18 protein-coding genes, 1 pseudogene and 1 riboswitch are annotated in these 24,019 nt (G+C 36.1%); of the genes and pseudogenes, 17 read left to right on the top strand and 2 right to left on the bottom strand.

Going from position 1 to position 24,019, the window contains the following annotated elements; genetic code table 11:
• The first annotated feature begins 83 nt into the window (after window positions 1–83).
• Window positions 84–632 carry a helix-turn-helix domain-containing protein gene (locus tag ACTYBU_RS11870; RefSeq protein ID WP_445489958.1) on the top strand — a complete coding sequence of 183 codons (549 nt, stop codon included), beginning with the start codon at window positions 84–86 and terminating at the stop codon, window positions 630–632.
• 25 nt (window positions 633–657) lie between these two features.
• On the opposite strand, the gene ACTYBU_RS11865 is transcribed toward ACTYBU_RS11870, so the two are convergent.
• Complete coding sequence (locus ACTYBU_RS11865; protein WP_445489956.1) at window positions 658–870, bottom strand: hypothetical protein; 213 nt, start codon at window positions 868–870, stop codon at window positions 658–660.
• A 497-nt stretch (window positions 871–1,367) separates the two neighbouring features.
• Window positions 1,368–2,585, bottom strand: coding sequence for an MFS transporter (locus ACTYBU_RS11860; RefSeq protein ID WP_445489954.1), 1,218 nt, complete (start codon window positions 2,583–2,585; stop codon window positions 1,368–1,370).
• A gap of 287 nt (window positions 2,586–2,872) precedes the next feature.
• Here ACTYBU_RS11860 and ACTYBU_RS11855 point away from each other — a divergent pair, with 287 nt between their 5' ends.
• From ACTYBU_RS11855 to ACTYBU_RS11780, 16 genes and pseudogenes are all read left to right on the top strand, one after another.
• On the top strand, window positions 2,873–4,222 hold the full coding sequence (locus ACTYBU_RS11855; RefSeq protein WP_445489953.1) for an aspartate kinase: 1,350 nt from the start codon (window positions 2,873–2,875) through the stop codon (window positions 4,220–4,222).
• 27 nt (window positions 4,223–4,249) lie between these two features.
• A complete protein-coding gene (locus ACTYBU_RS11850; protein WP_445489952.1) occupies window positions 4,250–5,101 on the top strand; it encodes an HAD family hydrolase in 852 nt (283 codons plus the stop codon).
• Window positions 5,102–5,551: 450 nt separating this feature from the next.
• On the top strand, window positions 5,552–6,361 hold the full coding sequence (locus ACTYBU_RS11845; protein ID WP_445489950.1) for a basic amino acid ABC transporter substrate-binding protein: 810 nt from the start codon (window positions 5,552–5,554) through the stop codon (window positions 6,359–6,361).
• Between the two features lie 542 nt (window positions 6,362–6,903).
• Window positions 6,904–7,560, top strand: a complete 657-nt coding sequence (locus tag ACTYBU_RS11840; RefSeq protein ID WP_445489949.1) for an amino acid ABC transporter permease — start codon at window positions 6,904–6,906, stop codon at window positions 7,558–7,560.
• Complete coding sequence (locus ACTYBU_RS11835) at window positions 7,557–8,279, top strand: amino acid ABC transporter ATP-binding protein (RefSeq protein WP_445489947.1); 723 nt, start codon at window positions 7,557–7,559, stop codon at window positions 8,277–8,279. The genes ACTYBU_RS11840 and ACTYBU_RS11835 overlap by 4 nt, the downstream gene beginning before the upstream one ends.
• Window positions 8,280–8,908: 629 nt before the next feature.
• Window positions 8,909–10,111: a M20 metallopeptidase family protein gene (locus tag ACTYBU_RS11830; protein WP_445489945.1), complete on the top strand. Its 1,203-nt coding sequence runs from the start codon at window positions 8,909–8,911 to the stop codon at window positions 10,109–10,111.
• 75 nt (window positions 10,112–10,186) lie between these two features.
• Window positions 10,187–11,398 carry a M20 family metallopeptidase gene (locus ACTYBU_RS11825; RefSeq protein WP_445489944.1) on the top strand — a complete coding sequence of 404 codons (1,212 nt, stop codon included), beginning with the start codon at window positions 10,187–10,189 and terminating at the stop codon, window positions 11,396–11,398.
• Window positions 11,399–11,429: 31 nt separating this feature from the next.
• On the top strand, window positions 11,430–12,452 hold the full coding sequence (locus ACTYBU_RS11820; protein ID WP_445489943.1) for an ABC transporter ATP-binding protein: 1,023 nt from the start codon (window positions 11,430–11,432) through the stop codon (window positions 12,450–12,452).
• Complete coding sequence (locus ACTYBU_RS11815; protein ID WP_445489942.1) at window positions 12,449–13,462, top strand: ABC transporter ATP-binding protein; 1,014 nt, start codon at window positions 12,449–12,451, stop codon at window positions 13,460–13,462. The genes ACTYBU_RS11820 and ACTYBU_RS11815 overlap by 4 nt, the downstream gene beginning before the upstream one ends.
• Window positions 13,463–13,489: 27 nt before the next feature.
• Window positions 13,490–14,440: an ABC transporter permease gene (locus ACTYBU_RS11810; RefSeq protein ID WP_445489940.1), complete on the top strand. Its 951-nt coding sequence runs from the start codon at window positions 13,490–13,492 to the stop codon at window positions 14,438–14,440.
• Between the two features lie 14 nt (window positions 14,441–14,454).
• Window positions 14,455–15,384, top strand: coding sequence for an oligopeptide ABC transporter permease (gene opp4C / locus ACTYBU_RS11805; protein WP_445489938.1), 930 nt, complete (start codon window positions 14,455–14,457; stop codon window positions 15,382–15,384).
• A 45-nt stretch (window positions 15,385–15,429) separates the two neighbouring features.
• On the top strand, window positions 15,430–17,046 hold the full coding sequence (locus ACTYBU_RS11800) for an ABC transporter substrate-binding protein (RefSeq protein ID WP_445489936.1): 1,617 nt from the start codon (window positions 15,430–15,432) through the stop codon (window positions 17,044–17,046).
• A 251-nt stretch (window positions 17,047–17,297) separates the two neighbouring features.
• Window positions 17,298–19,058 (top strand): annotated as a pseudogene (locus tag ACTYBU_RS11795) (ABC transporter ATP-binding protein).
• Window positions 19,021–20,868, top strand: coding sequence for an ABC transporter ATP-binding protein (locus tag ACTYBU_RS11790; RefSeq protein WP_445489934.1), 1,848 nt, complete (start codon window positions 19,021–19,023; stop codon window positions 20,866–20,868). Before ACTYBU_RS11795 ends, ACTYBU_RS11790 begins: the two are co-directional and overlap by 38 nt.
• A gap of 255 nt (window positions 20,869–21,123) precedes the next feature.
• Window positions 21,124–21,819: a GTP pyrophosphokinase gene (locus ACTYBU_RS11785; RefSeq protein WP_445489933.1), complete on the top strand. Its 696-nt coding sequence runs from the start codon at window positions 21,124–21,126 to the stop codon at window positions 21,817–21,819.
• 460 nt (window positions 21,820–22,279) lie between these two features.
• Complete coding sequence (locus ACTYBU_RS11780; RefSeq protein ID WP_445489931.1) at window positions 22,280–23,443, top strand: DEAD/DEAH box helicase; 1,164 nt, start codon at window positions 22,280–22,282, stop codon at window positions 23,441–23,443.
• A gap of 423 nt (window positions 23,444–23,866) precedes the next feature.
• Window positions 23,867–23,976: riboswitch (TPP riboswitch) on the top strand.
• Window positions 23,977–24,019: the final 43 nt, after the last annotated feature.

The following is a 24,019-nucleotide window of genomic DNA, read 5'->3' as shown; positions in this document are numbered from 1 at the left end:
GATATATTATTCATATGTATGATATAATGAACATTATATAAAGGGATAGCAAATTAATCAACCATTATTTTAAGGAGATTACGATGCAGTCGATTACAAATATTATTGGAAAAAACTTAGAGGATTTACGTAAAAAAAGAGGGTTTAGTTTAGACAAAGTGGCAGAATTAACAGGTGTAAGCAAAGGAATGCTTGCACAAATTGAAAAAGGAAAGTCAAATCCAACGGTCTCCACTCTTTGGAAAATAGCAATGGGTCTCCAAGTTTCTTTTTCTTATTTTATGGCAGAATCAGCTACAACAATTAAAAAAGTAAGTATTAGCGATTTGGATCCATTTGAAGATGACAGCAGTCATTATCGAATCTTTTCCTTATTCCCTTTCCATCCTGGAAAAAAATTTGAGATCTATACGATACAGCTGGATGGAAATTCGCATCATATTTCTGAAAAACATGCAGGGGAAGAATATATTTTAGTAGGGGAGGGAGAAATCAGTTTAGAGATCGGAGAAAAGAACTATCGGCTAGCAACTGGAGATGGATTACAGTTTACACCAAATCAAACACATATGTATAAAAATGTACAGAATGAAACAGCAACTTTGTTTGTTGTCATCTATTACTCTGAATAAAGCACCTTACTTGGTTGGACATTTATTAACCGATTAAATAAAAAGAACCATTCTCTTTTATAGCGCTGGAATGATTCTTTCGGTGTTTTTTTTCTATTTGTGCTAATCGCTCTTGTTTTGTTTTCGTTCTTTTCGTAACAGGGTGGATGGATCCCCAGCTTCCTCGGCGAATAGTTGTGTCAAACCCATGTTCCCGCATATATTTTTCTCTTTTCTTTTTCGCTTGAGATTTTGCCATGTATTCAACTTCCTTTCGTATTTAAGATTAGTTGCATTAGATGGAGACATTCAGCATTTTGTATTCCTCGTAAAGACAATATGCTGATCTATTTATTTTACAGGATGGAAGGTATGCATTTCTACCATTATTAACAGGAAAGAATGGTAATTATTAAATTATTTAAAAAAAGGCTGCCAAGTATGCAGAGGCTAGGAATAGAGCAGTGGGATAAATTTGAGGAGAGCCTGGAAAAACATTAGGAAATATGAAAATATGAAGTAATAACGAGTTGCAAACTGAAAATGAAAAAGCAGCACTTTATTTTTTGAAGAACGCTGCTTTTTTAGTTTAACTGAGGCGCCAAGCAACAAAAAAGATCTCAAACCGGCTCTTGCGCTTTTCTTTTTGTCTAGCTCCAACGCCTATTGCCTATCGTACTTCACGACTTCTCCCTACGATAAGTCAAAGTTCTTCCAGTCCGTACGGCAATATACAAGACGCTTCTGCTTTTCTTTTTAAGCGGATTGTTGTCTTGTATATTTAGGGTGACGATGCATCATAGTGACTAGGAGTGAGCCGCTAATTAATAATAAAACACTAGTGGATATGAACACTGCAGAGAAGCCAAAGTTTCCGGCAATTAGTCCACCTAGCGCAGGACCGATCACATTTCCCAAGAAACGCAAACTCGTTTCGTATCCGAGTACCTCTCCTTGCATGGCAATCGGAGCCTCCTGGCGGATATAGGCTATTCTAACTGGAATAATGCCTCCTATTGAAATACCAAGGATAAAGCGGATAATGAGAAGCTGCCAGAAATGGTGAACAAAGCCGCCGGGTAAATAAATGATTCCTGCAATGAATAAAAGCAGAACAAGAATTTTTATATAGCCTGTTCGATCGCTGATTTCTCCCCATTTTTTGGCCATTAATAAGTTTCCTAAGCCTGCTGCAGAAAATGCGATGCCAGAGTAAAATGCTATATTATCAGGTCCATGAAGATCACTGACATAAAGAGAGAGGATCGGCTGAATGCTGAAATGAGCGATTTGCACTAATGCTGAAATGAACAGTACCGTAACAAAAATTGGATTTTTCAAAATATAGGATAACACTTCTTTGCTCGAATAATGAGTTTTTGATCCTTTGGCAACAGGCAGAATAAATTCTTTTGTTGCCAAAACTAATAGCACGGAGATAAAGATCGAAATGGAAGTAAATCGGAAGGTAGTGGAGAACCCTACCATATCAGCAAGTACCCCTCCGAGCATTGGACCAATTAAGGAACCTGTAATACTGCCTGTCTGCAAGGTGCCAAGAACCTGTCCAGCAATTTTTTTAGGAGTTTGAGTAGAAATAAATGCTTGTGACATAGGAATAAACCCTGTGAAGAAACCGGTGAAAAAACGAAGAATGAATATCTGCCATACAGATGTTGCGAAACTCATTAAAAAGATAGATGTACCTAAACCTAGTCCTAGTGTAAGCAGGATTTTTTTCCTTCCATATTTGTCACCAATTTTCCCCCAAAATGGTGAAAATAAAAAAGCAGATACAAATGTAATGGAAAAGCATAATCCTGACCAATGCTGTACATAATTTTTGGGGAAGTTTCCAAATGTTTCAATATATAACGATAGAAAAGGCAAAACCATTGTCATACTTCCGCTGATAAAAAAGTTTGCGAACCACATAATAATTAAATTCCGTTTTGAATAACGTTGATCATCCAACTATAAACACTTCTTTCTAAAAACAATTTCGTTTCTCTAAATATTATATTATCGCAAAACTGTATTTTTTTAAAGAACTTTTCTTTCCATTTTTGCTTGCATGTTTTATCAGAAATGAAGTCTATTATGTAAAAAATAACTTCTTGTCCTTTTGGAAAAAACATTTGTTTTCTACAGAAGGAAAAGTTCTTGATTCTTTTCCTAGAAAAAGTAATAATAAGAAAGAGCTAAAGAAAAAGAGTTATAAAGTTACAGCAGATACTAATTGAGTAATAGGAGTTGTAGAAATGAAGGTTGTAAAGTTTGGCGGAAGTTCATTGGCAACAGGGAAACAGTTAGAGAAAGTATTGGATATTGTCCAAAATGACAAGAAGCGGAGAATTGTCGTCGTTTCCGCTCCTGGAAAAAGATACGATGATGACATGAAAGTGACAGATCTATTAATTGCTTGTGGTGAAAAAATGATAGCTGATGAAGACGCAGTGGAAACGATTAATATAATTTTGGAAAGATATGCAAATATTGCAAAAGAATTGGATCTTTCCAATGAAATAATAACAACAATTAAAAAAGACTTATTAGAAGTTCTTCATGCAGATAAATCGGATGTACCTTCGTATATGGAAGCAGTGAAAGCATGTGGGGAAGATAATAATGCCAAGCTTGTTGCCCATTTCTTTAATCAAAGAGGGGTAAAAGCGCAATATATTAATCCAAAAGATGCCGGGCTGATTGTGAGTGATGATCCTGGCAATGCTCAAGTTCTTCCTGAATCCTATGACCGTCTGTATGCTTTAAGAGAATACGATTCTATTATTGTTTTCCCAGGCTTCTTTGGATACAGCGAAAAAGGAAATGTGGTGACCTTTTCAAGAAGTGGATCAGATATTACAGGTGCCATTTTGGCAAATGGAGTTAAAGCTGAACTTTACGAGAACTTTACAGATGTAGATGCAGTATTCTCTGTAAATCCTACCATTGTTTCTAATCCAAAAGGGATAAAAGAATTAACATATCGTGAAATGAGAGAATTATCTTATGCAGGTTTTTCTGTTTTTCATGCAGAAGCTTTAATACCAGCATATCGTGCAGGCATCCCAGTTAATGTAAAGAATACTAATAATCCGACCGTTCCTGGCACAAGAATAGTGGCAACAAGAAATAATACAAATGGGCCGGTTGTCGGGATTGCGAATGATAAAGGATTTTGCTCTATTTATATAAGCAAATATTTAATGAATAGAGAAGTTGGATTCGGACGTAGAATATTATCTATTTTAGAAGATTTTCATATTTCATATGAGCATATGCCTTCCGGAATAGATGATTTAACGATAATATTAAGACAAAGTCAACTTGCTGGGAAAAATGAAGATGAAATTATCCAACGCATTAAAGAAGAGCTTCAAGTAGAACAAATTGTCGTGGAGCATAATTTAGCACTTATTATGGTAGTGGGAGAAGGAATGCGTCATAATGTGGGCACAACTGCAAGAGCTGCTAAGGCATTAGCAGAGACGGGGGTAAACATTGAAATGATCAATCAAGGATCATCAGAAGTGAGCATGATGTTTGGAGTTAAGGAACCAATGGCAAAAAGTGCAGTAAAAGCACTATATAAAGAATTTTTTGAATAATAGCTGTGAAATTAAAAGGAGTTTGTTATGCAGATTAAAGCAATCGTTTTAGATATGGATGGAACAATGCTTAATGAAGAAAGCAAGGTAAGCAGCCAGTTAAGCGATTATCTGACTGCATTAAGAAGCACAGGAATGAAAGTTTTTATCGCTACAGGAAGAACTATTTTGGAAGTGAAGGATACGATGCCGGAAGGGTTGTTTGAAGTAGACGGCATTGTTACTTCAAATGGGATGTCTGCATTTGCAAGGGACAAACAATTGTTTCAGCATTCTTTAGATCCTTCTCTTGTTGAACTATTAATTCGAGAAGCCAAAGAACGAGAATTATATTATGAAATACATCCCGCTGTAGGAGAACGGTATGTGCTGCTTGATGATAAAGAAATGATTTTGGAAGCCATTAAAGGAGATCGCCCGCCTTCTGTTGAAGAAATGGAGTGGCGTTCGAGAAAGGCTGCAGTAGAGCAGCATATCGAGTGGAAGGAAAAGCTCAATTCAAATAATATTACTAAAATTTACTTTTTTCATAAACAGAAAAAAAATATGGATGCTTGGATTGAATATTTAAAAGAAATAAAGCGGGAAACAGGGTTTACGTATGCTTCCTCTACAGAGCACAATGTAGAGACAACCGCTGAGAATATAAACAAAGCCACGGGTGTTCAATATTTTTTAGATCAATATTCCTTGGATTTTAAGGAAGTGCTTGCAGTTGGCGATGGAGAAAATGATTTGCCGCTGCTAAAACGGGTGGGATATGCTGTTGCCATGGAAAATGCTCCAGATACAGTAAAAGCACATGTGGATGAAATAACGGAATACTCCTATAAAGAAGCGGGACTTTGCCGTTATTTATCCAAACAATTTAAAATATAACCTTAAAAACGACTTAGGACCAATAGTTATTAGAGTGTAAAAAATTCAAAGCACATTTACAATCTGCTAAACTATTGGACTGAACATAAAAGGAATAATGCAACCTTTATTCAATCATTAAAATGCCCCATGAAGGGTGGCATTTATCTACGAGGGACTATTCTAATGGAATAGTCCTATTGTATTTTTGTTCACTAAACAATTCCTTCTATTTTTTATAGAGGAAAAATTCCTATATTATGAAATGTTTTGAAAATATTCAAAAAAGTTTTCTTGTATAAAATTCGACATAAAGCTATAATAAATTCAGTATAAAAGCGGAATTAAACCTAGAAAATGAGTGGGAAAAAGACGATATTGTTTTTTTGATTACATATTTTAGAAAATTTCCTATAGTTTGAATATATAGTTTTTTCTATATTAATATAAAAAGATTAGGGGGACTAATTAATGAAAAAGAAAGGGACGTTATTTGCTCTTTTAATGACATTCGTTTTAATTTTAGCAGCTTGTGGGACAAGCAAAGATGAAGGATCAAATGGAAGTGATGGGAAAAAGAAACTTAGAGTAGTAACAGATGCAGCGTATGCTCCATTTGAATACATGGATAAAAATAAGATTGTAGGATTTGATGTAGAAATCTTTGAAGCAGTGGCAAAAGAAGCAAAGTATGATTATGAAATTGTTAATGCAGGATGGGATCCATTATTTGCAGAGCTTCAAAATAAAACAGCAGATGTTGGGTTATCAGCGATTACCATTAATGATGACCGCAAAAAAACATATGATTTCTCTGTTCCATATTTTAAAAGCACCAACAAAATTTTAGCGCCAAAAAATACAGATATTAAAAGCGCGCAAGATTTAAAAGGAAAAAGAGTGGCAGTACAAACAAGCACTACAGGTGCTGAAGCAGTGGATGCCCTTTTAGGAGCTAACAGCAAACAAGTAAAGAAATTTGAAAACAACAACCTTGCTATTCTTCAAATGAAAAGTGGCGGGGCAGATGCAGTAGTTGCAGATAATGCTGTAATTGAGGCTTATGCTAAAAATAATCCAAAAGATAACTTTATCGTTATTGAAGATAAAGAAGGATTTGAATCGGAATATTATGGATTAATGTTCCCGAAAGATAGCAAGCTAGTTGGAGATTTTGATAAAGCATTTAATGCGATATTGGATAATGGAACATACGCAGAAATTTATAAAAAATGGTTTGGGACAGATCCGGACATCGAAAATTTAAAAGCACAGCAATAGATGGCTGCAGCTTAAAAAGGGTACTCAAAAAAGAGGCATAACCCCACAATAACAAGCTAGGAAGGACTTGTTTAAACAAATCCTAGTTTTCGTCGGTGGGATTCCCCTTATGAGTACCTTTTTTTACATAAACGAGAATTTGTCTATACCGATGAAATTTCATTATTTATACATATGCATGATTGACACTAAAAGGTATTATAATTTTGAAATAAGAAGTAAGAAAACTTTTTAAATTTAGTTAAGTGTCTAGCTCCAGCGCCAATTGCCTAACGTACTTCAGGACTTTTCCCTACGATAAGTCAACATCGATTCGCTCCCGCTCATCGTGTTTCCTTTATCACGTATTAACGGGCAGTAAGAAAGTACTTGGAGAAATGGAGGGTGGATGAAAAACTGCCCGTAAAAACCTGATCGGCTTAACTAGCCATCAGGGGGAAGAACATCCCGATGGAAGGTTCGCCTTATCTCAGTCAAAGTCCTTCCAGTCCGTACGGCAATGAGCAAGGCGCTTGTGCTTTTCTTATTGGAGGAGGTAAAATATGGACTTTAATTTTACAATAATAGGGGAATATGCGGGCCTATTTTGGGAAGGTACGCTATTAACCATTGGTTTATCATTAATTTCTATTGCGATTGGGACGATTTTTGGTCTTTTAATTGGCTTAGGAAAAATGACAAAAAATAAACTAGTGGCATTACCATTTCAATGCTATATTGCATTTTTTCGAGGTACTCCTCTTTTCGTACAGATATTGATCATTCATTTTGGTTTAGTACCAATGCTAACTGGTGAAACAAATGGTATATTGGCTGCTATTATTGCATTGTCGTTAAATGCAGCTGCTTATATTGCGGAGATTTTTCGTGCAGGAATTCAGTCCATTGATAAAGGGCAAATGGAGGCAGCAAGATCGCTTGGCATGACACATGTACAAGCAATGAGATACATTATTCTTCCACAATCAGTAAAAAGAATGATTCCTCCCCTCGGGAATGAATTTGTTGTGTTGATAAAGGATTCTTCCCTTGCTTCCGTTATTGCAACACCTGAACTGATGTATTATGGAAGAATTATGATGGGACAGTATAACCGAGTTTGGGAGCCGTATTTAACGGTTGCTCTTATTTACCTTGTATTAACCTTAACATTAAGCTTCTTCTTAAATCGTTTGGAAAGAAGGTTGAAAACAGAATGATTATTGTTGATAAATTAAAAAAATCCTTTGGAACAAATGAAGTATTAAAAGATATCAATGTGAAGATTGATCCTCAAGAAGTAGTGGTGATTATTGGACCATCTGGATCAGGAAAATCTACTTTTTTAAGATGCTTAAATTTATTAGAAACAGTCACATCTGGGCAAATTAGCATTCAAGGAAAATATCTTACCGATAAAGGGACAGATATTAATAAAGTCCGTCGTGAAGTGGGGATGGTTTTTCAACAATTTAATTTGTTCCCGCATAAAACAGTATTACAAAATATTATTATTTCTCCAATGAAAGTAAAAAAGGTAGAAGCAGAAGCAGCAAAAAAGAAGGCTTTGGCATTATTAAAAAAAGTAGGATTAGAAGATAAGGCAAACGTTTATCCCGATTCGCTGTCAGGGGGACAGAAACAGCGTGTTGCAATAGCGAGGGCTTTAGCAATGGAACCAAAAATCATGTTGTTTGATGAACCGACCTCTGCACTTGATCCGGAAATGGTCGGAGAAGTACTGGAAGTCATGAAAGATCTGGCAAAAGAGGGGATGACCATGGTTGTCGTAACACACGAAATGGGATTCGCAAGAGAAGTAGGAGATAGAGTAATATTCATGGATGGAGGATATATAGTAGAAGAAAATATTCCATCCGAATTATTTTCTAATCCTAAAGAGGAACGAACAAAATCCTTTTTAAGCAAAGTATTATAATAAACGGATAAAAAGGCAAAGTGATTATAAGTCGCATTGTCTTTTTTTTGTTAAGAAAAGATAAAATTTTTAGTCTATAAAAAAAAAATTGTTGTTTTTTGTAAGATGTTATTACAAATCAAAAATGTATGGCTATTAATGAAAGCGTAATCAAGTCGATTAGATAAATAAAATTCATCATAGTGAATTTTTTATCGGTTTTTATCATTAAATCTGTTTATGATGATGATAAAAATAACTTAGTATACTATTGCATAAATTGGCGTTACTTTATAATAAATAGTTTAAATTATTTGATAAATCAGAAATTTAAACATTAAATCTACTTAATTACTTTTTAATAGAAACAGCTTCTTCCCATTCAGAAAAACATACATATAATTTATGAATGTAGTAGATAAGTGAATTATTTGTATGTTTTTCCCGCATTTTGAGAATTTTATATGGAATTTATCCCACTCTTAACGGGCAGTAAGACCCCCACTTTAAGATGCCGAGAAACCGAGGAAGCAAGGTGGGGATAACTGCCCGTAAAGGTCCGATAAGTTCAACTAACCATCAGTGGGGGATGAAGAAAACCCCCACTGATGGAAAGGTTCACTTTATTAAAAAGGTACAGGAGGGATAGCATGTTAGATAATTGGCATGAAGAATTAGAAGGAATGCATGAACAAATGGTTGAGTGGAGAAGGCATATGCATCAATATCCTGAACTGTCTTTTCAAGAAGTAGAAACACCTAAAATGATTGCAGATATATTGGAGAGTTATGGAATAGAGGTTAAAAGAAATGTAGGAGGAAGAGGTGTAGTTGGAAAAATATATGGAAGCAAGCCTGGGAAAACTATTGCGCTTCGGGCTGATTTTGATGCATTGCCAATACAAGATGAAAAGAATGTAGCGTATAAATCGAAAATTCCTGGTGTGATGCATGCATGTGGACATGATGGCCATACAGCTACATTATTAGCTGTTGCAAAAGTTTTACAAGATCAAAAAGATCAAATAGCAGGCACTATTGTATTATTGCATCAACACGCTGAGGAGTTGTCTCCAGGTGGAGCAAAGGCAATGATTGAAGATAATTGTTTAGAAGGCGTAGATGTTGTGTTTGGATCACATTTATCTTCTTTAAACGAGTTGGGAAAATATTTTTATACTCCTGGCTATTCGCAGGCAGCTGCAGATGCATTTGAGATTACCGTTAAAGGAAAGGGAGGGCATGGTTCTGCTCCACATGAAACGGTGGATGCCATTGCGGTTGGCACGGCATTAGTTAATCAGCTTCAATATATTGCAAGCAGAAGAGTAGATCCGCTGAACCCAGTTGTTTTGTCAGTTGGCTCCTTTCATGCGGGCAATGCTAAGAATGTAATAGCCGATTCAGCTACTTTAAAAGGCACGGTAAGAACTTTAGATGAATCATTACGTGTGTTTATGGAAGATGAAATTAAATTAATGGCAAAGCAAATCTGCCAAAGCATGCAGGCTGAATGCGAGATTGATTATATTAAAGGATATCCTGCTGTATATAATCATGCAGAGGAAATAAAAGTTTTCGAAGAGGTAGTAACCGATACATTAGCGAAAGAGAAGCTTGTTCCGTCTTCCCCAATTATGGGGGCAGAAGATTTCTCTTACTATTTGTTGGAAAAACCAGGCATGTTTTTTCATACAGGAGCAAAAGTTGCCGGCACAGCTTATCCTCATCACCATCCAATGTTTGATTTTGATGAAAAAGCAATGATTGAAGCAGGAAAAGCATTTTTGAGTATTGTGCATTATTACGCAGCATTAAAAGTAGAGAAAGATGTCGCAGAAACAGTTCGCTAAAGAAACAGTTTAAGCTGAATGCTAACTCTATTGATAACAATTTGAGGATAAAAATTAGATAGGAGTGCTGCTGCAATGATAAATAAAATGTTTGAACAGGTGGAAGCTATGTATGATCAGATGGTGGAATGGAGAAGACATCTTCATGAAAATCCTGAGCTATCCTTTCAAGAATTTAATACAAGTAAAATGATTGGAGATATTTTAGAAGGATACGGAATAGAAGTGAAAAGGAATGTAGGCGGAAATGGAGTGGTTGGAAAAATATACGGAAGCAAGCCTGGAAAAACCATTGCATTAAGAGCTGATTTTGACGCACTTCCAATACAAGATGAAAAAGAGGTGGAATATAAATCAAAAGTACTTGGTGTGATGCATGCATGTGGACATGATGGACATACAGCTACATTGCTTGCCGTTGCAAAAGTGTTGAACGATAACAGAGACAGTCTTGCAGGCAATATTGTGCTTCTCCATCAACACGCAGAAGAGCTTCCTCCGGGAGGGGCGATAGCAATGATTGAAGATGGCTGTTTAGAAGGAGTGGACGTAGTATATGGTGCACATCTAGCATCTCGAAGTCCTCTTGGAGAAATTCTTTATGGAGTTGGACCGACATCTGCTGCAAGCGATAGCTTTGAATTGAAAATTCAAGGAAAAGGGGGACATGGGGCATCGCCGCATCAAACCGTTGATGCGATTGCAATTGGAGCACAAATTGCGAATCAATTAAAGCATATTGTAAGCAGGATGGTAAATCCGCAAAAACCTGCTGTTCTTTCCATCGGTTCTTTCCATGCAGGAAATGCAGGCAATGTGATTGCAGATACAGCTGAATTAACAGGCACGGTTCGAACATTTGACGAAGATGTTCGTGAGTTAATAGAAAAAGAGATGGAGGAACTTGTAAGCGGTGTGTGTACTGCATTTCATGCCACCTATACATTTAAATATTCAAAGGGGTATCCTTCTACTATAAATACGGAAACGGAAACAAATATTCTTGTAGAAACGGTTAAAACAACAATGCCTGAAGCCAAATTAGTAGAAGTTCTAAAACCTGGAATGGGCGGGGAAGATTTTGCTTATTATTTGCAAAATAGACCTGGTTGTTTCTTTTCAGTTGGTGCTAGAAATGAAGAAATTGATGCAGTTTATCCACATCATCATCCTAAATTTACTTTTGATGAAAAAGCAATGCTTTATACTGCCAAGGTGTTTTTAAGTCTTGTCTATCAGTATACACATTCGAATAGGAAAGAAGGGTTAGTAGAATCGGCCATGTGATGGAAAGAGACCTATTTAGGAGGGAGAAGAAATGGGACATAATACGCTGGAAGTAGAAAATCTGCAAACTGCTTTTAAAACAGATAAGGGAGAGGTTATTTCTGTTGAAGAAGTTTCTTTCCGCCTAAAACCAGGCGAAACTATCGGCATTGTTGGTGAATCAGGTTGTGGAAAGAGCGTTACATCTCTATCGATTATGCGCTTGCTAGGCAAACATGGCTATATTAAAAAAGGGTCAGTGCTGTTAAACGGCAAAGATTTAACAAAGATAGCAGAAGCAGAGATGAGGCATATTCGTGGAAATGAAATATCCATGATCTTTCAGGAGCCGATGACTTCTTTGAATCCTGTTTTTACTATTGGAAATCAGATGGTGGAATTAATTCGTCTACATATGGATTATAAAGCAAAAGAAGCAAAAAGCTATGCGATCGAAATGCTGAAGAAAGTCGGGATTCCTAGAGCAGAAGTAATTATTGATGAGTATCCTCATGCCCTTTCAGGAGGCATGAGACAGAGGGTGATGATTGCGATGGCCCTTTCGTGCAAACCCAAATTATTAATTGCAGACGAGCCGACAACTGCACTTGATGTAACGATTCAAGCGCAAATACTAGAATTGATGAAAAGCTTAAAAAAGGAGTCCAATACTTCTATTATGATGATTACACATGATTTAGGAGTTATTGCAGAAATGGCGGATAAAGTGATTGTTATGTATGCAGGTCAAGTAGTAGAAGAAGCTGATGTTTTTACACTGTTTGATGAACCAAAGCATCCATATACAAAAGGGCTGATAGACTCCATTCCCCATTTAGAATATGAAGGGCACCAGCGATTATATTCTATTCCTGGATCTGTGCCGACATTACAGCAAATGCCAAAAGGGTGTCGTTTTCATTCGAGATGTCCGTTTGTAATGGAAAAGTGTGTGACAGAAAAACCTCCGCATTTCAAAATCGATAATAAAGAAGACCATAAAGCAAGGTGCTGGCTTTACGAAGGAAATCTTGATGCTGCCGAATGGAGCAATGGAAGAGAGGTAAATGTATGAGCATAGAAACATTGCCTAAAAAAGACAGAGTAATCGAAAAACAAATCGAACCTCTTGTTGAAATTCAAAACTTAAAAAAATATTATCCTATTAAAAAAGGTATTCTTTCTAAAACAGTTGGACATGTAAAAGCAGTAGACGGATTGAATTTTTCTATCTATCCAGGGGAAACCATCTCATTAGTTGGAGAATCAGGGTGCGGCAAATCAACAACAGGAAGAGCAATAGTGAAGCTGGATCCTCCAACGGATGGAAGGGTTTTATTCGAAGGACAAGATTTGGCGACTATTCAACAAGGAGATCTAAGGAAGATTAGAACTCAAATGCAAATTATTTTCCAGGATCCCTACTCATCCCTTAATCCTCGCAAAAGAATAGGAGACTTGTTAGCGGAGCCATTATTAGCACATAAATTGGCTTCTAAAGAAGAAGTGAATAAAAAAGTAGATAAAATGCTGGAAATAGTTGGTCTGACGAAGTTTCATAAAAGCAGATATCCGCACGAATTTTCAGGCGGGCAAAGACAAAGGGTTGGCATTGCTCGTGCGCTTATGTTAAATCCAAAATTAATTGTATGTGATGAACCAGTGTCCGCATTAGATGTCTCCATACAGGCACAGGTATTAAATCTATTAAAAGATCTGCAAAAAGAATTTAATTTAACGTACTTATTCATCGCGCATGGATTAGGTGCTGTTAAGTACATAAGCGATCGGATTGCCGTCATGTATTTAGGGAAAATTGTCGAGTTGGGAAAAACCGAAGAAATCTTTAAAAACCCAAAGCATCCCTATACACAGGTTCTATTAAGCGCCTATCCAATTCCAAATCCGCATATGCGTAATCGAGAAAGAATCGTAGTGGAGGGAGATGTTCCTAGTCCAGCCAATCCTCCTAAAGGCTGCAGGTTTCATACAAGATGTCCAATTGTCCAGGCAATATGCAAAGAAAGGGAACCGCTGCTTGAAGGAAAGGAACATTCTGCAGCTTGCCATTTTCCACTTTCATAATAGGCAAAATTTAAGGAGGGAGCTATCTTGTTTCAATATATTATCCGAAGAATTCTCATTGCGATACCCGTATTATTCGGGGTTACCATCTTTAATTTTTTTATCATTAATTTAGCGCCGGGAAATCCAGTTGATATGTATTTAAATCCAGATGCAACGGAAGCCGATATACAAGCAAAAAAAGAAGCACTTGGATTAAATGATCCCATTTATATTCAATATATTCGGTGGTTAAACAACATCCTTCATGGAGATTTTGGATTTTCCTATACTACTTATGAGCCAGTGCTTCATTTAGTAATAAGTCGGATTGTGCCAACCTTATTACTGATGGGAACAGCCTTGTTAATTGCTTATATCATTGCGATTCCAGTCGGCATCTTAAGCGCTACAAAACAATATTCATGGATCGACTATTTAACAACAACATTTTCCTTCTTAGGTGTATCTATTCCAAGCTTCTTTTTAGGATTAGGAGGAATTTATGTATTTGCATTAGTATGGAAGGTTCTGCCGACTGGTGGAATGTTTACTTTAGGCAGCGAAGGCAGCTTTGCAGATACGTTAATTCATTTAATTCTTCCAGCTGTAATACTTGGAACGTCGATTGCAGGAAGCACAGTTCGGTATGTAAGGAGCAGCATGCTGGAAGTGCTTGGGCAGGATTATCTTCGAACGGCAAGGGCAAAAGGATTAAAAGAATTTATTGTCACAAATAAACATGCTTTAAAAAATGCACTCATTCCTATTATTACTATTATTGGAATGGAAATCCCTGTATTAATTGGCGGGGCTGTAGTCACAGAACAAATTTTTCAGTGGCCGGGATTAGGGCAGTTGACCATTCAATCCATCAGTTCAAGGGATTACCCTACTTTAATGGCCATTAACTTTTTAGCAGCCTTTGCGGTATTATTTTCGAATTTGTTAACAGATGTTTTATATTCTGTTGTGGATCCACGTATTAAATATAGCTAGGAAGGAGGATGAAAATGAGTATACCGAATATGAAAATGGATACAAATATTTCAATTAATCGTAAAGTGGCAATCTCAGAGAAAGAGCAGCTAGGCTTAGAAGAAAGTTATCTGAAATTAATTACAAGGCGCTTTTTAAAACATAAATTGGCAGTAGTTGGTCTGGTGATATTTACACTGATTGCGTTAATTGCTATTTTTGCACCATTATTGGCACCTCATAGTCCCTACTCTGTTGATGGAGATTTTGCTGCAGCTCCTTCATCTGATCATATTCTTGGCACAGATGAAGTAGGAAGGGATTTATTTAGCCGATTATTGTATGCTGCAAGAGTCTCTCTATCTGTGGGAATCGGAGCAGTTGCAATCTATGTAGCGATAGGCACGATACTTGGAGCCCTTGCAGGCTATTTTGGAAAATGGGTGGATATGGTCATCATGCGTATTACCGATGTATTTATGTCCTTTCCATACTTAATGGTTATTCTTGTACTAGTAAGTATTATGGGTCCAAAGCTTATAAATGTCATTTTCGTTTTAGGCCTGTTAGGATGGCCGTCTATTGCAAGACTGGTAAGAGGAAGTGTTTTATCTATTAAACAAATGGATTATGTGAAGGCCGGAGTTGCATTAGGCTATTCAACTCCTAAAATTGTATTTCAGCATATCCTTCCAAACTGTATTGCTCCTATTCTTGTTAATGCTACATTTGGAATAGCGTCAGCGATTATTATGGAAGCATCCCTTAGCTTTCTTGGAATGGGAGTGCAGCCTCCAACTGCCAGCTGGGGAAATATGCTGACAGAGGCCCAGTCGATAACAGTATTAGCATCACAGCCTTGGCTATGGATTCCACCCGGCATCATGATTCTTTTGTCTGTTCTTTCCATTAACTTTATGGGCGACGGTTTAAGGGACGCAATGGATCCAAAAAGCTTGAAGTAAGCACTACTATGAATAATAGATTATAGATAAAATGGGGGAAATCAGATGAAGGCATTCAGAAAAGTATTCAGTTTACTTGCAATTGCATCCTTACTATTGTTAGCAGCATGTACAGGCGCTAGTACTACCTCAACCAGTGGGGGATCAAAAGATAATACCATGTATATTGGTTTAGTAAATGCACCAGTAAGCTTTAATCCAATTAACTCTTCGGATATCGCAGCAGCTTGGCTGGAAAAATTTATGTTTGATACTTTTTTAGAAATGACAAGTCCTCTGGAATTTAAGCCAAAGCTTGCCGAATCTTTTGAAACGCAAGATAACCAAACATTTACGATAAAAATTAATAAAAATGCGAATTGGTCGGATGGCAAGCCAGTTACAGCCAATGATGTGGCCTTTACGATGAATCTTGTAGCAAATCCTAAAACAGAAACAGCAGTTGGTGCTTATCTTACTGTTTTAGATGGTTTAACGGACAATGGGAAATTCCCAGATGGAGTCACGGAAATACCGTCATTAAAAATAGTGGATGATAAAACGATTCAATTTAAAACGAAAAAACCAGTAGATCCAAATATGGTAAAAGAACAATTAGGCTCTAAATTTATGATTCTGCCGGAGCATGTGTTAAAGGATGTGGCGCCGGAAAATTTACAAAAGGATCCATTTATGCAAAAGCCAACGGTTACAAACGGTCCATTTACATTTGTGAAATATGCGAAAGATCAATATATAGAATACGAAAAAAATAAGAACTATTATTTAGGAGATGTACAGTTAAATAAAATGTTTGTAAAAATCATGCCTGCAGCAAACCTTGTCGCACAGCTGCAAACAGGAGAAATTGATATGAATGCTGGTGCAGGAATTGGTAAAATTGCTGTACAGGATTTTGATACAGTAAAAGGCTTTAAAAATGTGGAAACAAAAACAGAAAAAACATATGGCTACCAAAATATGAGCTTTAATGTGGAAAAAATGAAAGATCCTAAAGTAAGACAAGCAATTGCCTATGCAATTGATCGTCAAAAAATTGTAGACAAGCTATTAAAAGGACAGGGAGAAATTGTTGACGGTCCATATACTTCCATTAGTCCATATTTAGATAAAGAGTTAAAGACATACACGTATGATCCGGAAAAATCAAAGCAGCTTTTAAAAGAAGCAGGCTGGGACTTTAACAAAACCATTGATTTTGTTGTACCGATTGGAAATAAAGTACGTGAGCAATCAGCAGATATTATCGCGGAAAATCTAAAAGCGGTTGGATTAAAAATTAATACTACTACGTATGATTTCCCAACGATTATGTCGAAGGCAAAAGCTGGGGATTATGATCTTATGTTAATCGGATTTTCAAATACTATTGATCCAGATCTTACAACTATTTATGGAACAGGTGGTTCAAGCAACTATACCAAATACAGCAATCCAAAAGTGGATAAGTTATTAACGGAAGGGAAGCAAGAACCGGATATGCAAAAGCGTAAAGAAATTTATAATCAGCTGCAAACAATCTGGAGTGAAGAGATGCCGATCTTTACTTTATATTCTGATTTTGATTTCTCCGCAGTTTCTAAAGATGTAGCAGTTGGTGGACCAAAAGTATTTGGATTCCATAATGAACTATATAAATGGTCATTAACTGGAGCGAAGTAAGTTATTTTTAGAGAATAAAATGATTGGCTGACGAAAAATCCAAGGGAATTTTTTTCCTTGGATTTTTTCATTTCACATTTTTCTTCTTTAATTCCTTTCCTAATATTTCTGGATGCAGCCTTTTTAGGAAAGAAGTTATTTTCTGCAAGAGAAAAAAAGGAGTATGATAAAATTAATGTTTAGTGTTGCTAAATATTTTGCAATTAAAAAATATAAACTGGCAAATCTTCAAGCTGATCAGGAGGAATAGGATGTCCCAAATTTTTGGAAGGCTGCGTACATATCGGACTGCTGTCATTATTGCATTAATACTTATGTTGACAGAACTGGCCGTTGAACTTGTTCAACCACTTATTATGGCAAAAATAATTGATGATGGATTAGCGTATCAAAACACACAAACTGTTTTGATTTGGGGTGGCATGTTGGTAGGAATATCCATGTTGGCATTTGCAGCAGGAATTATTAATACATTTTATGCGGCGCATGTTAGTCAAAACTTTGGCTATAGTCTTCGGAAAGAGCTGTATCATATTATTCAATATTTCACCTATACTACAAGCAATCAATTTTCAAACTCCTCTCTTATTACAAGATTAACTAATGATATTACCCAACTTCAAAATACTATTTTTATGGGCCTGCGCTTTATGCTTCGAGCACCACTCTTAATAATTGGCGGAATCGTTATGTCATTTGTTGTGAATATCAAGCTTGCTTTTATTCTAGCCGTTACCATTCCGCTTCTTATTGTGATGTTTGTTTTTGTTATTAATAAAGGAAGAAAGCTGTTTAAACAAGTTCAGGAAAAATTAGACAGTGTGAATAATGTCATGCTGGAAAACTTAACAGCGGTCCGCCTAATACGGGCATATATTCGAAATCAATTTGAAAAAACACGGTTTTTAACAGTAAGTGATGATTTGCGGAAAAATACCGAATCTGCTTTAAGGCTGATGGAAATTACCGTGCCGCTTGTGTTATTTGTGATGAATCTCTGTATTATTTTTATCCTTTGGCTAGGTTCGCTGCAAATAAACAGTGGAGCAATGCAAGTGGGAGAGGCAGTGGCTATTATCAATTATTCTTTAAGAATTACCTCCTCTTTATCTGTCGTCACCATGCTTATAATGGTTGCTTCTCGTATAAAAGCATCGTCAGGTCGCCTAAATGAAATATTAGAGATTGAGTTAAAGGATGCCGATCTGTCAACAAATGAAGTGAAGCTGCAGGAGATCAAAGGAAAAGTGGAGTTTAAAGGTGTCTTCTTTCGTTATCCAAGTGCAAAAGTGGATGCAATCCATAACGTGACATTTACGGTTCACCAAAAAGAAATGATTGCTGTATTAGGTGTCACTGGTTCTGGAAAAACTTCTCTGTTTCAATTGATTCCCAGACTTTTTGAACCCTCGAATGGAACCATTTATATAGATAATCAAAAAATAGAAGAAATTCCTTTAGAATTTTTGCGGAAACAAATTGGCTATGTTCCACAGCAGTCGTTATTGTTTTCTGGGACGATTAAGGAAAATATTATGTGGGGAAATCCATCTGCCACCTTCGATGAAGTAGTGAAGGCAGCAAAGGATGCGCAGATTCATGACACGATAATGCTGCTTTCTAATCAATATGATGCAAGAATCGGTCAAAAAGGCATTAATTTATCAGGGGGACAAAAACAAAGATTATCGATAGCACGGGCACTTGTCCGAAATCCAAAGATTCTGCTTCTTGACGACAGTACGAGTGCATTGGATTTAAAAACAGAAAAGCAGCTGCTTTAAGCATTATCAGCATATGATTGTACTATTTTTCTTATTACCCAAAAGATATCTACTGCTATGAAATCAAACAAAGTCCTGCTTTTAGAAAATGGAGAAATGCTTGCCTTTGATACACATGAAAAGGTTGCAAAAACTAATAGACTCTACCAAAACATTGTTGCATCACAGCTGGGAGAGGATGGTGGGAACTATGCTCAAGACAATAACCGATCCATTTCAATACCGTAAAATAAACATAAAGCCAAATAAAAAAACAGAGAAAAAAAGGGCAAAGCCTAAAAATGAAGGCAAAACGATTCGCCGTTTATGGTTCTATATTGCACAAAAAAGAATGCTGCTTTTTATCGTGCTTTTTCTAGTTGCTGCAAGCTGTGTACTTGGGCTGCTAGGTCCTTATTTACTTGGAAAAGCAATAGATGTTTACATTGTGAACAAGCAAACGGATCATTTTGTTAGTCTGCTTCTAGCTTTAGCTGTTATTTATTTGTTTTATTCCATCACCTTATTTTTACAAAATTATTGGATGATCGGGATAGCACAAACAACAGTTTATAAACTCCGTTCTGAGCTGTTTCAGCATTTTCATATGCTGCCGATTGCTTATTTTGATAAGCGGCAGCATGGAGAGTTGATGAGCCGGGTAACAAATGATATAGAAAACGTGAGTTCAACATTAAATAGTTCGATCATTCAAATCGTTTCTAGTATGTTGACGTTAATTGGGACCGTAGCCGTTATGCTTTGGATAAGTCCACTTCTAACTCTTTTAACTCTTACGATTATCCCTGCTATGTATATTGGAATGAAGTGGATAACAAAGAGAACAGGTGTATTATTTAAAGAACAACAAAAGCATTTAGGAGCATTAAACGGATTTATTGAAGAATCCATTTCAGGACAGCGGATAATAAAAACTTTTTCTTTAGAAGAGAAAATGATTTTAGACTTAGATGAAAAAAGCAATAATTTAAAAAACATTGGCTATTGGGCGCAAGTGTATTCTGGCTTTATTCCCAAATTAATGAATATGTTAAATAATGTGAGCTATGCATTAATAGTTGGCGTCGGCGGATTGATTATTTTGAGATCTGGAGATATTTCCATCGGGGTTATCGTAATATTTGTAGAATATGCTAGACAATTTACAAGACCATTAAACGATTTATCTAATCAATTCAATACCTTATTATCGGCGATTGCAGGAGCTGAGCGTGTTTTTGAAGTATTAGATGAACCGACTGAATCGAAAGATGAAACTTTTGCTCATGAGATACAGTCTATTAAAGGAGAAGTTTCATTTTCGAATGTATCATTTGCTTATGAAAAAGACAAAAGAATTTTAGAAAATATCCATTTTCAAATTAATCCTGGTGAAACACTTGCCCTTGTTGGACCGACTGGCGCAGGAAAAACAACCGTCATTAACTTGCTTTCAAGATTTTATGAAATAACCAGCGGTTCTATTGAAATAGATGGTCAAAATATTTTAAAAATGAAAAGAGAAAGCCTGCGTTCCCATATGGGGTTTGTCCTGCAAGATACGTATTTATTTGAAGGTACAATCAGAGAAAATATTCGCTATGGTAGGCTGACAGCTACAGATGATGAAGTAGAAGCAGCAGCAAAAATGGCAAATGCCCATAGTTTCATCAGCAAAATGCCTGAAGCTTACGATACGGTCTTATCTTCTGAGGGAAGCGGGATTAGTCAAGGGCAAAAGCAGCTGCTTTCAATTGCTAGGGCTATAATAGCAGATCCGACAATTTTAATTATGGATGAAGCAACAAGCAGCATTGATACCGTTACAGAAGTGAACATTCAGGAAGCACTAAAGCGTTTAATGAAGGGAAAAACATGCTTAGTTATTGCCCATCGTTTAAATACAATTAGACATGCAGATAAAATAGCTGTATTAGATAAAGGAAGAATAATAGAAATAGGCTCGCACACACATCTTCTAAATCAAAAAGGCTTTTATTATGAATTATATCAAAATCAATTGGTAAACAACGGACAAAAAACGCCTTCCTTGTTTTGAAAAGCTATCGACTAAACATGAAGTAGCGATGATCCCTACCTCATGTTTAGTCCATTATTTTAATAGGAGGTTAGGTAAAAAAAACATAATTTGACTGACCGGTCATATTTGTTTAAAATGTAGATATGTTCATTATTTCTACTCTAGAGGTGAAGGATAAGATGAAAACAATTGATCAAATAATCGAGTTCTTGAAAAATATGGGTGTAAACGCTGAAAAGGTGTGCAGAAAACCAAAGGAGACGTATTAATAAAATGAATATAAAGCAAATCCAATCATATGCATCCGAAAATAACTTTAATTTGGATGATCTATCCAATGAGTTAATAGAATGGAAAAATAATTTAATTATTTATCGATTTGCTTTAGAAGAAGTAAATACAAAATTAAAAATCTTAAATGAAGAATTTCAATTTATACACGATCACAATCCGATTGAACATATAAAGTCTAGAATTAAAGACCCAAAAGGCATTATGCTAAAGCTGCACCGAAAAGAATTGGATATCTCTGTTGATAATGCCAAAAAACATATTCATGATATTGCTGGAGTACGAATTACTTGTTCCTTTCTTTCGGATATTTATGATATTTACGAAATGCTAAAAAGACAAAATGATATAAAAATAGTGAATGTGAAAGATTATATTAAAAATCCAAAGCCAAATGGCTATAAAAGCTTGCATTTAATTATAAAGATTCCAGTTTATTTAAGTAATGGTGTGGAAGAAGTTTCGGTAGAAATACAAATTCGAACGATTGCAATGGATTTTTGGGCCAGCTTAGAGCACAAAATCTATTATAAATTTGATAAAGGAATCCCAGAACACTTGCTGATTGAATTAAAAGAAGCAGCGGACTCAGCACATGAACTGGATAATAAAATGAAAAAAATAAAAGACAGAGTGGATATTGTCCAATCAGTCGACAAGGAAGAACCATTAATTTAATTGAAGGAAATGCCAGTAGAAAAAAGAATTGCTTTTCTATGGGCATTTTCTTTTTTTATGGCTCTTTTCGTATAGATTGTTGTTGTTTAGCCCTCACCCTCAGCCTGAATACACTTCGCTTTCCGCGGGGCGAGCCTTAAGCCGCTTCGTCGTTTCACTCCTGCTTTCTTCTCGCCTGTCTCAAGACGGTCTGCGACTTCCATGAGCTTTCTCACTCGGAAAATCTGTAATGTATCGATATATACTCAGAGGATTTATCCCACTCTTAACGGGCAGTAAAACCCCCACTGATGGAAGTTTACTTTATGGCTTCGCCTATGCTATTCTTACGCTTTCGATTAAATTTAGTAGATTGCATATCAATTTTTTGGATAATAATTTATAATAAGTAGATATATTTTTATGCTTAAATGAAACTGAATTATTATCCTAGTTAGCATAAAACATAAAGGAGATCGAAATGAAAGATCAACAATTTTGGATGAAATTACCCCCTTTTATACAAGAAAATTGGGAAAAGGCAAAGTTTGAAAGAGCCACATCAATACAGGAAAAAACAATTCCACTTTTATTAGAAGGGAAGGACTTGATTGCAGAGTCCCCAACAGGAACAGGAAAAACATTAGCCTACGTTCTGCCCCTTTTAAATAAAATAAATTCTGACGAGAAAGGGATGCAGGCAATCATATTAGCTTCTTCCCAAGAACTTGTTATGCAAATTCTGGCTGAAATACAAAAGTGGGGAGAAGGCAGCGGCATTAGAGCAGCTTCATTTATAGGTGGAGCCAATGTTAAAAGGCAATTAGAAAAATTAAAAAAGCACCCTCATATTGCTATCTGTACACCTGGAAGAGCTTTAGAGTTAATTAAGCAGAAAAAACTGAAAATGCATGAAGTAAAAATGGTTGTGCTCGACGAGGCTGATCAGCTGTTAGTGGCGGAGCATATAGAATCCGTAAAACAAATTGTAAAAGCTACGCTTCTAGATCGGCAAGTAGTTCTGTTTTCTGCTACATTAACGGAGAATACGGAAAATCTGGCAAAAGAGCTGGTAAAGGATCCAGAAGTTATCCGTGTGAAAAAAGATGAAACTATAGAAGCGGCCGCGGTAGACCATGTTTATTTTCAAGAAGAATATAGAGATAAACTGAAAGTAATAGAACGTATTGCACGATTAACGGACAGCAAAGTGCTTGTATTTGTAAAAGATATAGGAAACTTAACGATATTGCATGAAAAACTTACCTACAAAAAACTCCAAACAAGCATGCTGCATAGTGATTTGAATAAGATGGAGCGCCAAAAAGCCATCAATAGCTTCCGAAAAGGCAAAACAAATATGTTGCTGGCAACAGATGTTGCAGCAAGAGGTTTGGATATTCAAAAAATTACGCATGTCGTGCATTATGATTTAGCAAGTGATACAACACAATATATTCATCGTTCAGGGCGTACTGGAAGATTTGGTGCAAAAGGGACTGTTATAAATATTGTGACTGAAAGAGAAGAAAGAGAGCTAAAACAATTTTTAAAGGAATTGTCGATTCATCTGTCACGAAAAGAGTTTTATGAAGGCAAGATAGTAGACTTTAAGCCCATGAAAAAGGCTTCAAGAAGAAAATAATAAAGTGAACCTTTCCATCAGTGGGGATCTTGCTGCCCGTTAAGAGTGGGATAAAGCGAAAGAGGGAGATGGGTTTCATCTCTCTTTTTCTTCTTTCTTTTTTCTTCAGTTAAACATGGTTATTATTGTTGCTTCTATTCTAGGACTATATGGTGTATTGCTTGTCTTAGTTTTTATGGTGGCGTGACCCATTTAAGTTCTTTACGTTCATTTGGTGTCCCTTATTTAGCGCAGTTGCACCTATTATTGTAGAAGATCAGAAGGATGTTTTTGTTCGTTTGCCATTATGGTCCTTAAAAACGGATACGTAAAAAGAAGCTGTTTGGAAATGAATTTTGATTTAATAATTGGTTAAAATGTGATAATTTCAAATATTTAGTTGAATTAATACTACTGTATGATAGAATATTAGTAACTTAATTAAATCATCACTAGGGGATCCCTTGATAAGGGCTGAGAATAAAGTAGCTACTTTTAAACCCTCAAAACCTGAACAGGTTCGTACCTGCGTAGGAAAGTGGATAATTGTATGGCGCTTATTATGTTCTATTAAGGCTCTTTTTCGTGCCGTTTTTA

It is taken from the genome of Niallia sp. 03133 (assembly GCF_052663225.1).
The sequence above is the reverse complement of the archived record's forward strand: the minus strand, read 5'-3'. Positions and strand labels throughout refer to the sequence as shown.